Source organism: Propionispira raffinosivorans DSM 20765, from assembly GCF_000381065.1.
Taxonomy (GTDB): domain Bacteria; phylum Bacillota; class Negativicutes; order Selenomonadales; family Selenomonadaceae; genus Propionispira; species Propionispira raffinosivorans.
The window spans coordinates 64894-78986 of the sequence record NZ_KB905857.1 but is presented as its reverse complement, the minus strand read 5'-3'; the positions used below and the strand labels follow the sequence as shown (position 1 = coordinate 78986).

Below are 14093 nucleotides of genomic sequence, written 5' to 3'. Positions count from 1 at the left end.
ATGCCGGATACATTTGTATTGGGAATAGACCAAAGCACGCAGGGAACAAAAGGTCTATTGTTTGATGAAACAGGTTCTTTAGTAGCACGCTGTGATTTGCTGCATAAGCAGATTATCAATGAAAAAGGCTGGATTGAACACGATCCAGTCGAAATTTATCAAAATGTATTGGCGGTTGTAAAAGCTGTTGTAGAAAAAGCCGGTATCAATAAAACAAGTATTGCCACAATTGGTATCAGTAATCAAAGAGAAACCGTAATGGCCTGGCAAAAATCAAATGGTAAACCAATTTATAATGCCATTGTCTGGCAATGTGCTCGTGCGGAAAAAATATGTCAGCGCATTGTGTTAGAAGGATATGGTGAAAAAATAAAAGCGATTACAGGCCTGCCGCTATCACCATATTTTTCTGCGGCCAAAATAAGCTGGCTGTTAGAAAATATCGTGGGAGCTCGCCAAAGAGCAGAAGCGGATGAACTTTGTTTTGGAACAATGGATAGTTGGCTTGTTTATTGCTTGACGGGTGGTGCTGCGTTTAAAACAGATTATTCCAATGCATCGCGAACGCAGCTGTTTAATATTAAAGATCTGACCTGGGATTTAGATGTGTGCCGAATTTTTGGGATTCCACGCTGGGCTTTACCTGAGGTTTGTGATTCAAATGCTTTGTATGGTACCACTACGTTTGACGGTTGGCTGGATGAACCGATTCCTATCCATGCAGTACTTGGCGATTCTCAGGCAGCACTTTTTGCTCAAAATTGCAATAGTCCAGGAATGGTCAAAGCAACCTACGGTACAGGGGCTTCGGTGATGATGAATCTAGGGGAGCAGATTCTTTCTAGTAAGGTCGGACTCGTTACTTCAATTGCCTGGTGCTTTAATGGTCAGGTCAGTTATGCACTTGAGGGTAATATCAATTATGCAGGTGCTGTTATAACATGGTTGAAAGATGATTTGAAACTGTTGGCTAGTGCCGAAGAATCACAGGAAATAGCGGAAAATTCAAATAACGATGATCAAAGTTATTTTGTACCAGCTTTTTCAGGGTTAGGGGCACCTTATTGGAATAGTGAAGCAACCGGCTTGTTTACCGGAATTACACGTGTAACAGGCAGGGCTGAAATGGTTCGGGCGGCACTTGATAGCATTGCATACCAAATTACGGACATTATCAAACTCATGCAAAAAGAATCTACTATAGAAATTAAGGAATTGTGTGTTGATGGAGGTCCGACGAAGAATACATATCTTATGCAGTTTCAGGCTGATATTTTAAAGATCCCGGTTCAAGTATCCAAAACGCTGGAATTATCGGGTATGGGGTCTGCCATAGCCGCCGGGATTGCCATGAAAATTTATACGCAACCAGATATTTTTCGCGAGCGGAAAAGGCTGAAATATGTTGGGATGATGCAAGAAATTCGTAGTGATTCTTTATATGATGGCTGGGAAAAAGCGGTAAATCGCACCTTGTTTCGAGCTTGATCATTGGATTTAACAGGTTAAGGTCCTGATAAGTCATATCGTTTTCCAATAAAAAAATAGGAGGAACAAAGATTATGAAAAAATGTAAAAAATTAGCTGCGTTGGTATTGTCATTGTGTATGCTGGGGGTTATATTTGCCGGTTGTGGTGCAGAGAATAAAGCTGCTGATAAAGCCTCATCTTCTGTACCTGCCAAGGAAGCAAAAGCACTTACGGGAGGCGGTTCTAAAATCATCTACATAATTACACCGTCTCATTCAAATCCTTTCTTTAAAACGGAAGCAGATGCGGCTACGAAAAAAGCCAAAGACCTTGGCTATGAAGTTAAAACTGTGTCGCATGATGATGATGCAACAAAACAAGCCGAACTTTTTGAAAATGCTATATCCGATAAAGCTGCAGCAATTATTTGTGACAATGCAGGAGCTGATGCTACCGTTGCTGCTGTACAAAAAGCCCGTGATGCGAATATTCCTACTTTTTTGATTGATCGTGAAATCAATGGCAGCGGAATCGCAATTTCTCAGATTGTAGCAAATAATTATCAAGGGGCGAAAGCCATTGCTGAATCATTTGTGGAAAAAATGGGGGAAAAGGGGAAATATGCTGAACTGTTAGGTAAGGAATCTGATACAAATGCAGGGGTACGTTCCAGTGCTTTTCATGAAGTCATTGATCAATATGCTGATTTGAAGATGGTTGCTCAGCAGACTGCAAATTGGGAACAAACCGAAGCTTATCAAAAAATGGAAACAATTTTACAATCGAATCCTGATATCAAAGGTGTTATCTGTGGGAACGATACAATGGCTGTTGGTGTCGTTGCTGCAATTAAAAATGCAGGTCTGAAAGATATTGCTGTCATCGGTGTTGACGGTTCAGATGAAGCTGCGGCAGCTATAAAAGCTGGAAATATGACAGGTACCGCACTGCAGCAAGCCGCTCTAATTGCAGAAATGGCTGTACAACAAGCCGATAAATATTTAAAAGATGGTACAACTGGTCTTGAAGAAAAACAACTGGTAGATTGTATCGCAATTACAGCAAAAAATGTCGATAAACTAAAGGCTTTTGTTTATAAAGAATAGTAAAAGAGCAGCTGTTAGCATACCGAGATAACATCGGTATGCTAACAGCTGAGCATCTCGTTTGAAAAACGCACTGTAATGCGGAGTGGATAGGAGCAGGCTGTTTATGAAAAAACGTGTATTGATTGCATTGATCACTTGTTTACTGATGGCATTTTTAATGACTGGCTGTGTCAAAGTTGTTCAGATTGGTCATGAAGGAGATTTAACAGGAGATGTAGCTTTTAATGCGGCAGATAATGTAGCAGGAATTTGGCAGACGAAAGCCATTCCTGAACTGGAAAAGAAAGCGGTAGATTTGTCTGGATTTTTGAAGGATTCGAATGGGGATCTTAAATCTTTAGCTGGTAAATATGGTAAATACTCTATGGGCGATAAAGGTGAATTGAGTTATGTTGTAAAAGGCAAAGGTCAAGTTACCGCGGTGAACCGAGAAAAAAAAGCTGGATTCATGACTTTGAAATTAGATGGTTATGACGGTCCGGTTGCCGTTCAATTGCAAATAGGCAGCGTCTATAAAGGGTCAGCAGTTCGTGATAGTCTTACGTTTATAAAATATGAAGATTATAAAAACCAAGTGGATTGGGCGAAGATTTCTCAGAGTATTCATGACATCATCAATTCTGAATTGATCGCCAAGCAGGATTTAGATACAATTCAAGGTAAAAATGTGTCTTTTGTTGGCTGTTTTAGTGTTAATAACCAAAAAGAAGTACTGATTACGCCAGTCGAATTGACGGTTCAATAGGAGATGGAGAAAATGGATATTTGTCTGCATGCCGAAAAAGTGTCAAAAATATATCCTGGTACGAAAGCTTTGGATGAAGTTTCTTTTGATGTATATACAGGGAAGGTAAATGTGCTGATTGGTGAAAATGGTGCTGGAAAATCTACTCTCATGAAAATTATTGCCGGGATTGAGCAGCAATCTGATGGCCAGCTTTTTATGGGGAACGAAAAAGTACAGTTTAAGAATGTGACAGAAGCCAAACAGAATGGTATAGGTATTATTCATCAGGAACTGAGTTTATTTCCCAATCTCAATGTATACCAGAATATATTTATGGCTCGAGAAAAAACACATGGATCGATACGTTTAGATAATGAAAAACATATTGAGCTTACAAAAAAAATCATGGAGAAATTGGAACATCCTATTGATCCACATGTTTTAGTGGGTGATTTGCGGGTGGGACAGCAGCAAATGATCGAAATTGCCCGGAATTTAATCCAAGATGATTTAAAAATATTGATTATGGATGAACCGACATCTTCCTTAAGTGCACAAGAAGTTCAGGTTTTGTTTAAAATAATCAAAGAACTTAAAGCCGAAGGAATTTCAATTGTTTATATTTCACATAGACTAGAAGAAATTATGAAAATTGGTGACTACGTGACGATTCTCCGTGATGGGAAATTTGTAGCTTCTTCACCTGTAAAGAATATCGATATTCAATGGATTGTTAAAGAGATGGTTGGCAAAGGAAAAGTATATCCAAAACGTAAACAAGAAATTGACTGGAGTCGCAGAGAAAAAGTATTGGAAGTCAAAAATTTGACGGTGCCGAAAAAAGGCGGAGGCTATTTATTAGATCATGTTAATTTTGACTTGAAAAAAGGCGAAATATTGGGTATTTATGGTCTAATGGGAGCAGGACGTACTGAAATATTTGAATGTATAATGGGTCTGCGTCCAGAGCACACGGGTGATATTTTCTTAAATGGGGAGCTTTTGCGTATAAAAAGTGTATCCGGTCAGATTGACCGAGGTTTTGCAATGGTGCCGGAAGATAGGCAGCGTGAGGGGCTTGTACAGACAATGGATATTGGCAAGAATATTTCATTATCAAGCCTGCAGAAATATGCACGATCTATCTTTTTGAATGAAAAAAAAGAAGAATGTAGTGTAGATGCCGAAATTAAAGATATTCATATTAAAGTTGCTGATAAAAGACTGCCGATTCTTTCCCTTTCTGGTGGAAATCAGCAAAAGGTAGTCATTGGAAAAGGTATCTTGACACAGCCAACGATTTTGCTGTTGGATGAACCAAGCCGCGGCATTGATATTGGTGCCAAAACGGAAGTGTTTGAAATTATCAACCAATATGCAGATGAGGGATTGTCGATTGTGGTGATTTCTTCTGAATTGCAAGAAATCATGGCCATTGCGGACCGTATTATGGTTCTTTCGAATGGAATAAAAACGCGTGAAATGATGAAAAATGACATTACGGAAGACAAATTAGTACTCGCTTCCTATCAAGGTCATGTAATCAAAAAAAATGTATCATAGACGGAAACTTGCATGAAAGGAATGATTTGGATAATGAAGACTGATCTTACAAGCAATTTGCATAAAAAACAGAGCAGTAATTCTTTGGCACTTACGTTATTAAAGGGCCGTACCTTAATTGTTTTGGCGTTGCTTTTACTTTTCTTTAGTTTTGCAACTCCTAATTTTTTATCAACGAATACCTTTTTATTATTGGCTAAACATGTTGCTTTATATGGTATTTTAGCGATTGGCATGACATATGTTATTATTACCGGGGGTATCGATTTATCCGTTGGGGCTGTTGTCGGATTGGCGGGGATGATTGCTGGTGGTCTGATTAATAATGGCTTTACACTGACAATGTTTGGTGTGACTCTGTATTTTAGTGTACCGATCGTAGTTCTTTTTACACTTATGGTTGGTGCATTTGTTGGCTGGTTAAATGGGATCATCATCACAAAATTTGGTGTCGCACCTTTCATTGCGACGCTGGGAACGATGTATATTGCCCGTGGTTTTGCAATGCTCCATTCAAATGGTGCAACCTATTCTAATATTATCGGTAATGAAGCATTAGGTAATACGGGGCTCAGTGTATTTGGCAGTCGCGTATTTGGGATGCCAGTCGGGGCTTTGATTTTAGTTTTTATTGCCATTATTGCTGGCATTTTATTGAAAAAAACAACATTTGGCTGGCATGTTTTTTCAATTGGGGGAAATGAACGGGCTGCAAAATTATCGGGCGTAAAAGTGGATAAAGTAAAAATTTTGGTTTATATATTCTCCGGAGTTTGTGCGGCCATTGTCGGAATTATTACAGCATCGCAGCTTGAAGCAGCTCATCCGGCATCGGGCGAAACTTGGGAAATGAATGCAATTGCTGCTGCGGTTTTGGGCGGGACTTCAATGGCTGGTGGGATTGGTACCATCGGGGGAACAATTATTGGTGCTTTTGTAATCGGTGTTATTTCAGATGGCATGGTTATGTGTGGTGTTTCGGAATTTTGGCAGATGATTATCAAAGGGGTTGTCATTATACTCGCTGTTATTGTCGATCAGTTCCAACGTAATTTGCAGGCGAAGATTGCATTGCAGGCAAGAAATGATTCTAAGACGGAACAGAAAGAGGAAATAAAAATATAAAATTGGGGGACTGAATATGAAAAAATGTGGGATTTTGAATGCGCAGCTGGCTGGTTTCATTGCAGCACTTGGTCATAAGGATTTATTTATGATTGGTGATGCCGGGATGCCAATACCTAAGGGGATACCTATTGTAGATTTGGCATTATGCGGTGGTGTACCAACTTTTAAACAGACATTAGATGCAGTTATTGGAGAAGCTGAAGTCGAATTTTATTCGTTGGCTGAAGATATTAAAGAAAAAAATCCAACACTTTTACAGCATATTCAGCAGAAACTTCAGGGCGTGGAACATGAATTTATATTGCATGAGGATCTAAAAGAACAATCAAAACAGGTTCGCTTTGCAATTCGTACGGGTGAATTTACTCCGTATCCCAATATTATACTGCGTGCCGGTGTAGCTTTTCCGGCATGAGCGAAGAAAAAAATTTATAAATATAATAGAATTTGCGATTTTTAGCAATGTGGTTTAGAATATATTGCGAGAGGAGAGTGCGGAATGAAAATCAGTATAAAAAAAATAAGTGAATTGTCCGGCTTTTCCCCTGCAACCGTTTCGAATGCTTTAAATAATAAAAAAGGGGTTAATCGAGACACGTCCGAACAAATTTTTAAAATCGCCCAAGAGTATGGTTATTTGAATGAAACAAAAATCAAGAATATCAAGGTTGTGACATACCGTGATAGCGGTAAAGTATTTTCAGATTCACCTTTTTTTGCAGCATTGCTTGAAGGTGTAGAAAATGCAAGCCGACAATCTGGTTATGAAACAACGATTTTTAACTTATATAGAAATAGTCCAGATTATGAAGAGCGGGTCAATCAGATCCTAAATGATACATCATCCGCTATTTTGTTGGTCGGAACAGAACTTAATGAACAAAATGCGAAAGCATTTCAACAAGCAGCTGTTCCATTGGTATTACTCGATTGTTGGTTTGAAAATTTATCTTTTAACGCCGTACTTATGAACAATATAGATTCGGTTTCGCAGGCTGTAAATTATTTGGTCGATCATGGTCATAGTCAAATTGGCTATTTAAAAGGAGATGTTCGTATTCAGAATTTCCAATGCCGTCAAAAAGGGTATGAACGGGCTTTGCAGGAGCATAATTTAACAAACCAGTCAAAATATATTATCGAGGTTCCGACGACGATGGATGAAGTGTTTACGACAGTCGATTCATTTTTGCAAACGAAGCCGGAGCTGCCCACTGCTTTTTTCGCTGAGAATGACATGATTGCTTTGGGTGCGATGAAGGCTTTTCAAAAAAATGGCTATCGAATTCCCGAAGATATTTCAATTATTGGATTCGATGATATCTCTTTTTGCAGTGTATTTACACCAGCGCTTACAACCGTACGGGTGTTCAAGCAAGAAATGGGACAACTTGCGGTACAACGTTTGATTACCTTAATGAAGACAAATACAAAAACAAAAGTAAAAATGCAGATTTGCAATGAATTGGTTGAACGTGATAGTGTTGCTTATTTAAAAACAAACTAGTCGAGGGGATGGTTTTTGATGAAGCTTGCCGTAATCGGTTCTAACATGATTGATGTTATATCGTATACGGATATAATACCAGTTGCCGGAGAGACGCGCGAAGTGAAAGACTTTGCTATTAACTGTGGTGGTAAAGGTGCTAACCAGGCTATAGCAGCGGCAAAACTTGGCGCGGATGTTCTCATGATTACCGCAATCGGTGATGATATATTCGGAAAAATGGTGCTTGATAATTTTAATGCTTATCATGTTGATACGAAATATGTACAGACAGCTAAAGGCAGTTCCAATGGAATAGCTACGATTTTAGTCGATGAATCTTCACAAAATCGTATTTTAATAAATAAAGGTGCTAATACATATTTAACGGCAGTTGATGTAGAAGCTGCTGCACTGGATTTACAGCAATGTGCCCTTTGTATTTTACAATTAGAAATAAAGTTGGATACGGTTTATGCAGCGATTGAATTTGCTAATAAACATCAGATTCCGTTATTGCTCAATCCGGCTCCAGCGATAGCGGAGCTTGATCTTGACATGGCCTGTAAATGTGATTTTTTTGTACCGAATGAAACAGAACTTAATATACTCACTGGGCTTCCTGTTGAATCGGAAGCGGAAATCAAAAAAGCGGCGTTGACTCTGGTTGATCGGGGACTCAAAAATGTCATTGTGACAATGGGCAGCCGTGGATCGCTTTGGGTCAATAAAGAGCATTGTGAACATGTGCCGGCCTACAATGTACACGCTGTGGACACAACCGGTGCCGGGGATGCTTTTATTGGGTGCTTTGCAGCGGTCTATGTAAAAACAAAGGATATTTTACAAGCGATACAGCAAGCAACTTTATTTGCGGCACTCAGTGTGACAAAAACAGGCACACAAGCATCCTATCCAACAGAACAAGAGTTCACACGGGCTTTAGATCGCTTGCGCTTCGGTAGCATTTTCTAAAATGAGATGTTAAATTTTATAGAAATGTGATAGAATAACTCTAGTAGGATACATTTAATGTTTGATTGGCCTATAACTTTGTTTATGTTATGGGCTTTTTTGCTTTTTGCATGCTATGAATTTGATATTATATGTTTTAGGAGGAAAAAACGTGAATTTAAAAGAATGGTTTAAGTTTTCTGAAAGAAAAACAGATTTTTCTACAGAAATTATCGCTGGAATGACAACGTTTGTTACGATGGTCTATATTGTTGTGGTAAATCCGGCAATTCTCAGTAAAACAGGTATGGATTTCAATGGTGTTTTTGTTGCTACAATTTTGGCCAGTATGATTGGTACGTTAATTATGGGGATCGTTGCAAATTATCCAATCGCAATCGCACCGGGGATGGGGATGAATGCGTATTTTGCTTTTGCCGTTGTACTCGCTATGGGCGTTGCTTGGCAACAGGCTTTAGGGGCTGTTTTTATTGCATCGGTTATTTTTATGATCTTATCGTTTACTAAATTTCGTAATAGCTTAATTGATGCAATTCCAATTAGTTTAAAACAGGGAATTACAGCCGGTATTGGTTTGTTTATTACTTTTATTGGCCTGCAAAATGCGAAGCTCGTTGTGGGATCACCTGCAACACTTGTAACTTTAGGCAATTTGGAAGATCCAATGACATTTTTAACGGTGATTGGGCTTATTATAAGTTTGGTTTTGATGGTCAATCGTGTTAAAGGGGCGTTGTTCTTAGGGATGATTCTAACGGCTATTATTGCTTTTTTTCAAGGGCTGTTGGTTTTACCAGATACGTTCTTTAGCATGCCTTCAGGGCTTGACAAAACTTTCATGCAAATGGATATTCAGGGCGTTTTTGATGGTGGTTTATATGCGATCATTTTCACTTTTTTAATTGTTACTTTATTTGATACGACCGGCACAATGCTGGGAATTGGCGAACAAGCGGGTCTCATTAAAGAAGGGAAATTCCCAAATATCAGAGGTGCTTTGCTTGCTGATGCATTTGGGAGTACTTTTGGGGCGATTTTGGGGACAAGTCCTACATCGTCTTATGTAGAATCAGGTGCTGGTGTTGCAGCTGGTGGACGTACTGGTTTCACGGCGGTTGTTGTGGCACTACTGTTTGCTCTGGTGCTATTTTGTGCACCGATTGCTCAGATGCTGGCATCTTTACCGGCAGTTACCGCACCATCTTTGATTATAGTTGGTTTTTTGATGATGAATGGTCTGCGTAAAATTGATTGGAATGATATGGAAGAAGCATTCCCGGCATTTCTTGTTTTATTAATGATGCCGCTTTGTTATAGTATTACCACGGGTGTTGGTATCGGTTTTATTATTTATCCTTTGCTCAAGATTTTCCGCGGTAAAGCGGCGCAGGTACATCCTTTAATGTATATATTTATGATTTTATTTATTGTTCAATTAGGATTTTTAAATCATTGATTTATAAGATATAAGCCTGCTTAAGGTTTAATAAAGACATTTGGGGGAAAGCTTCATGAAAAAATTGTGTGAAAAGAAAATTGCTATGATTCTCGTAATAAGTGGGGTTTTAATGGTTCCATTTCATACGACAGCTTTGGCAAAATCACCAATACATTATCATGATAAAAGTGTGGAAAAAGAGTCAACTGCAATTCGACTTCAGCTAGAAACTACAAAGGCCCAGCAGAAAATAATCCAAAAACCGATTGTGCTGATGCCGCCGATTCAGATGCCGCCAGCTTTTAATGAAAGTTTAACCATTATGGGACCGCCTGTTGCTACGAAAGAGCAGTGCTTGCGGTATCTGCTCAGTGTAAATCCATCACCCAATCTATTGGTTTCACCAGATAAATTGGTTGATTATTATTATGAGGAGGGTACCCGCGAGGGAATAAGACCCGATATTGCTTTTGCTCAGGCCTTAAAAGAAACGGGATATTTTCGCTATGGCGGATCAGTACAATATAATCAAAACAATTATTGTGGACTTGGTTCAACCAGTAGTAGTGCCAATGGGGCTTATTTTCCCAATCCGCAGCTGGGCGTCAGAGCCCATATCCAGCATCTTTTAGCATATTCATCGATGCGACAGCCACAGGTGGATATTGTCGATCCTCGGTATAGTTTTGTCCGTGCCGCTGGCAATAGTGCTTCAGCAGCAACGTGGACAGATTTAAATGGGCGATGGGCAGTTCCAGGCAGTGATTATGGCGAAACAATTTTACATATTTATCAGGATATTTTGCGGCAGTGAAATAGTGATGGATCTATTTTAGCAAAGAAGGCAGGTAGTCAAATGATTACTTGCCTTCTTTTTCGATTTATGTTCTACTAAGATTATTATGCAGGTTGTTGTTTAGAAAGGAAGTAAAATTTTTAATGTTAATACATGAGCTTATTGTGCAGGGAAAACCAGAACAGATCGCATTGATTGCCGGAGAAAACCAGAGTACATATCTTACGTTACAAAAAAATGTTAAAAAATATAGAAATTATTTTTATCATTTAGGAATTAAACGCGGTGAAAATGTCGGGCTTTTATCGAAAAATTCGATTGAATATATTTATGCCTATATGGCTTTGGTGAGCTTAGGCATCATAGTCGTACCAATCAATTTTCAACTGAGCCCCAGAGAGATTGTTTATATCATGAAAGATGCTGCGATGAAATATTTAATTACGCAGGAATGCGTTAAGCTAACAGTACAATTAAAAGAACAATCATATAATATGGATGTTCAACAGATTTTACTCGAGGATATTAGAAAACAACTTGCGCTAGTTTGTTACGAAGCGGCACCGACTTTGCCGGAAAGCTTTTCCTGGGAAGAAATAGCTATGATCATTTATACATCTGGGACAACTGGAAAACCAAAAGGTGCGGTTCTTACCCATAAAAATCTCGTACGAAATGCACAGATGTTTAAAGATGCTTTAACGATAGGTTGGGCAGATCATATATTATGTGTATTGCCAATGTATCATTGTTTTGCCTGGACCTGTGCGGTTTTGAACCCATTGCTTGCTGGGGCGACAATTACGATTTTGGGGGCATTTACACCAAAAGAAACAATTCAAGCGATTGCCAAAAACCGGGTAAGCATATTATATGCGGTGCCTTCTATCTGTAGTTTATTGACGAGACTGGCGTCGGCAAACGATTTAGTTAGTTTGCGATTTGTTGTTTCAGGGGGGACAACACTGCCTGCGAAAATTGCCGCTGATTTTATGGCGAAATTTGCCGTGCCGATTTTGGAAGGATATGGTCTGTCGGAGGCATCACCCGTCATTTCGGTCAATACACCAACGAACGTAAGAGTTGGTTCGATTGGTATGGAACTTCCCGGCGTGACGGTTGCAATCATGGACTTTAAGGGAATTCTGCTGCCAGATGGTGAGGTTGGTGAGCTCACTGCTAAGGGGGATAATGTTATGCAGGGCTATTGGCATTTGCCGGAAGCGACGCTGCAGGTCCTTCAAGACGGTTGGCTGCATACCGGTGATATGGCTTATCGCGATGACGATGGGTTTATTTTTATCGTAGATCGTTTAAAAGATATGATCATTAGTATGGGAGAAAATGTATATCCGAGAGAAATTGAAGAATTATTATATTTGTATCCGGGGATTCGTGAAGCAGCCGTTGTAGGGATAGCGGATAAACTGAGAGGACAGGTTGGTAGTGCCTTCCTTGTTTTAGAAGAGGGGACAGTTTTTGATAAACATGCCTTAAAAGAATATTTACAAAATAAACTGGCTCTTTATAAAGTGCCGCGTGAATTTCATGTGATTGATGAAATGCCCAAAAGCCAGACGGGAAAGATTCTGAAACGTTTGCTGCTGCCTTAATAAGTGTTCAGCAGGTCATAAATGTTTTACAATCGCTGTTTTTATCGAGTGATTTGTTAGACTTGCGATTTAGAATATGATAGAATAGTAGGTATATGTATCTTTGCTATATATGAAATTTAATATAAAGGATTGAGATAATAATTTATGATTAGTACAAGTGGACTAACACTTCAATTTGGTAAAAGAATCTTGTTTAAAGATGTCAATATCAAATTTACACCAGGGAATTGTTATGGTGTGATTGGCGCCAATGGTGCTGGGAAATCTACCTTTTTAAAACTTTTGGGCGGCGATATCGAACCGACAAATGGCAATATTGATATTACGCCGGGGGAACGTTTGGCTGTTCTTAAACAGAATCATTATGAATTTGATGATTATGCAGTGATCAAAACGGTTATTATGGGACATAAGCGTATCGTTGAAATCATGGATGAGAAGGAAGCACTTTATGCTAAACCAGATTTTTCTGATGAAGATGGTATGCGCGTTTCCGAGTTAGAATGTGAATTTGCTGAACTCGATGGTTGGGAAGCAGAACCGGAAGCAGCACGGCTTTTAAATGGCTTGGGCATTCCTGAGTCGCTGCATGAATCAAAAATGGCAGAACTCGATGGTACGGATAAAGTGCGTGTACTTCTTGCGCAGGCTTTGTTTGGCAACCCTGATATTTTGCTTTTAGATGAACCGACAAATCATCTTGATTTGGACTCGATCAACTGGCTCGAAAACTTTTTAGCTGATTTTACAAATACGGTTATTGTAGTATCACATGATCGTCATTTTTTGAATCAGGTTTGTACACATATCGCCGATGTAGATTATGAAAACATTCAGCTGTATGTCGGGAATTATGATTTTTGGCTGCAATCAAGTCAGCTGGCTTCAGTTTTAGCTAAAGATGCAAATAAGAAAAAAGAAGAAAAAATCAAAGATTTACAGGCATTTATTCAGCGTTTTAGTGCGAATGCATCAAAGTCAAAACAGGCGACTTCTCGTAAAAAACTATTGGATAAGATTACGCTCGATGATCTTAGACCATCTTCTCGCCGTTATCCATATGTTGCGTTTAAACCGGATCGTGAAGCTGGTGATCAGTTGCTTACGGTTGAAGGCATTTCGAAGACAATTGATGGTGAAAAAGTGCTAAATAATGTCAGCTTTACTTTAAAAAAAGGTGATAAAATCGCCTTAGTTGGTCCGAATAGTATTGGTAAAACAACGCTGTTTAAAATTCTTATGGGAGAATTAGAAGCTGATGAAGGTTCCTTTAAGTGGGGTGTGACGACGTCACAAGCTTATCTGGCGATGGATAATTCGACTTATTTTGATGGTGTGAAATTAAGCTTGGTTGACTGGCTCCGTCAATTTTCACAAGATCAAGATGAATCTTTTATTCGTGGCTTTTTAGGTCGGATGCTCTTTTCAGGTGAAGAAAGCTTAAAAGAAGCTTCGGTATTATCCGGTGGTGAAAAGGTCCGCTGTATGCTTTCACGGATGATGTTAAGTGGTGCAAATGTACTGCTTTTGGATGAACCAACGAATCATTTGGATTTGGAATCGATTACATCTTTGAATGATGGGCTGATTGCGTTTACGGGAACCATGCTTTTTGTATCACATGACCATGAATTCATTCAAACGATTGCAAATCGTATTATTGAAATCACGCCGGAGGGCATCGTTGACCGTGTGACAACGTACGATGAATATTTATCGAATGATACGATAAAACAGCAGCTTGCTGAAAAATATAAACAATAAAAAAGCGGAGGGGTTGCCCTC

Annotated in this window: 12 protein-coding genes; all 12 read left to right on the top strand. The window is 39.1% G+C overall.

Annotated features, from left to right (window positions below; all coding sequences use genetic code 11):
* The 12 genes from glpK (at window position 1) to F606_RS0114165 (ending at window position 14072) form a co-directional block, all read left to right on the top strand.
* Complete coding sequence (glpK, locus tag F606_RS0114220) at window positions 1–1488, top strand: glycerol kinase GlpK (protein ID WP_019554555.1); 1488 nt, start codon at window positions 1–3, stop codon at window positions 1486–1488.
* 74 nt (window positions 1489–1562) lie between these two features.
* Window positions 1563–2576 carry a D-ribose ABC transporter substrate-binding protein gene (locus F606_RS0114215; RefSeq protein WP_019554554.1) on the top strand — a complete coding sequence of 338 codons (1014 nt, stop codon included), beginning with the start codon at window positions 1563–1565 and terminating at the stop codon, window positions 2574–2576.
* A gap of 106 nt (window positions 2577–2682) precedes the next feature.
* Window positions 2683–3324, top strand: a complete 642-nt coding sequence (locus F606_RS0114210) for a DUF2291 domain-containing protein (protein WP_019554553.1) — start codon at window positions 2683–2685, stop codon at window positions 3322–3324.
* 12 nt (window positions 3325–3336) lie between these two features.
* Window positions 3337–4869, top strand: a complete 1533-nt coding sequence (locus F606_RS0114205) for a sugar ABC transporter ATP-binding protein (RefSeq protein WP_019554552.1) — start codon at window positions 3337–3339, stop codon at window positions 4867–4869.
* Between the two features lie 33 nt (window positions 4870–4902).
* Window positions 4903–5994, top strand: a complete 1092-nt coding sequence (locus F606_RS0114200; protein WP_026329407.1) for an ABC transporter permease — start codon at window positions 4903–4905, stop codon at window positions 5992–5994.
* Between the two features lie 16 nt (window positions 5995–6010).
* Entirely contained in the window at window positions 6011–6412 is a 402-nt protein-coding gene (rbsD, locus tag F606_RS0114195) for a D-ribose pyranase (protein ID WP_019554550.1), read from the top strand.
* An 84-nt stretch (window positions 6413–6496) separates the two neighbouring features.
* Window positions 6497–7504 (top strand): LacI family DNA-binding transcriptional regulator, encoded by a 1008-nt coding sequence (locus F606_RS0114190; RefSeq protein WP_019554549.1) that lies wholly within the window; start codon window positions 6497–6499, stop codon window positions 7502–7504.
* A gap of 18 nt (window positions 7505–7522) precedes the next feature.
* Window positions 7523–8458 carry a ribokinase gene (gene rbsK / locus F606_RS0114185; protein ID WP_019554548.1) on the top strand — a complete coding sequence of 312 codons (936 nt, stop codon included), beginning with the start codon at window positions 7523–7525 and terminating at the stop codon, window positions 8456–8458.
* Between the two features lie 151 nt (window positions 8459–8609).
* Window positions 8610–9914 carry an NCS2 family permease gene (locus F606_RS0114180; protein WP_019554547.1) on the top strand — a complete coding sequence of 435 codons (1305 nt, stop codon included), beginning with the start codon at window positions 8610–8612 and terminating at the stop codon, window positions 9912–9914.
* Between the two features lie 55 nt (window positions 9915–9969).
* Complete coding sequence (locus tag F606_RS21210; protein WP_019554546.1) at window positions 9970–10710, top strand: glucosaminidase domain-containing protein; 741 nt, start codon at window positions 9970–9972, stop codon at window positions 10708–10710.
* Window positions 10711–10835: 125 nt separating this feature from the next.
* Window positions 10836–12305 carry a class I adenylate-forming enzyme family protein gene (locus F606_RS0114170; protein WP_019554545.1) on the top strand — a complete coding sequence of 490 codons (1470 nt, stop codon included), beginning with the start codon at window positions 10836–10838 and terminating at the stop codon, window positions 12303–12305.
* Window positions 12306–12452: 147 nt separating this feature from the next.
* Window positions 12453–14072: an ABC-F family ATP-binding cassette domain-containing protein gene (locus F606_RS0114165; protein WP_019554544.1), complete on the top strand. Its 1620-nt coding sequence runs from the start codon at window positions 12453–12455 to the stop codon at window positions 14070–14072.
* Window positions 14073–14093: the final 21 nt, after the last annotated feature.

What these genes read in the sequence shown, in the direction of transcription:
- glpK (WP_019554555.1), top strand. Translation starts at nt 1, where the DNA reads ATGCCGGATACATTTGTATTGGGAATAGACCAAAGCACGCAGGGAACA.
- F606_RS0114215 (WP_019554554.1), top strand. Translation starts at nt 1,563, where the DNA reads ATGAAAAAATGTAAAAAATTAGCTGCGTTGGTATTGTCATTGTGTATG.
- F606_RS0114210 (WP_019554553.1), top strand. Translation starts at nt 2,683, where the DNA reads ATGAAAAAACGTGTATTGATTGCATTGATCACTTGTTTACTGATGGCA.
- F606_RS0114205 (WP_019554552.1), top strand. Translation starts at nt 3,337, where the DNA reads ATGGATATTTGTCTGCATGCCGAAAAAGTGTCAAAAATATATCCTGGT.
- F606_RS0114200 (WP_026329407.1), top strand. Translation starts at nt 4,903, where the DNA reads ATGAAGACTGATCTTACAAGCAATTTGCATAAAAAACAGAGCAGTAAT.
- rbsD (WP_019554550.1), top strand. Translation starts at nt 6,011, where the DNA reads ATGAAAAAATGTGGGATTTTGAATGCGCAGCTGGCTGGTTTCATTGCA.
- F606_RS0114190 (WP_019554549.1), top strand. Translation starts at nt 6,497, where the DNA reads ATGAAAATCAGTATAAAAAAAATAAGTGAATTGTCCGGCTTTTCCCCT.
- rbsK (WP_019554548.1), top strand. Translation starts at nt 7,523, where the DNA reads ATGAAGCTTGCCGTAATCGGTTCTAACATGATTGATGTTATATCGTAT.
- F606_RS21210 (WP_019554546.1), top strand. Translation starts at nt 9,970, where the DNA reads ATGAAAAAATTGTGTGAAAAGAAAATTGCTATGATTCTCGTAATAAGT.
- F606_RS0114170 (WP_019554545.1), top strand. Translation starts at nt 10,836, where the DNA reads ATGTTAATACATGAGCTTATTGTGCAGGGAAAACCAGAACAGATCGCA.
- F606_RS0114165 (WP_019554544.1), top strand. Translation starts at nt 12,453, where the DNA reads ATGATTAGTACAAGTGGACTAACACTTCAATTTGGTAAAAGAATCTTG.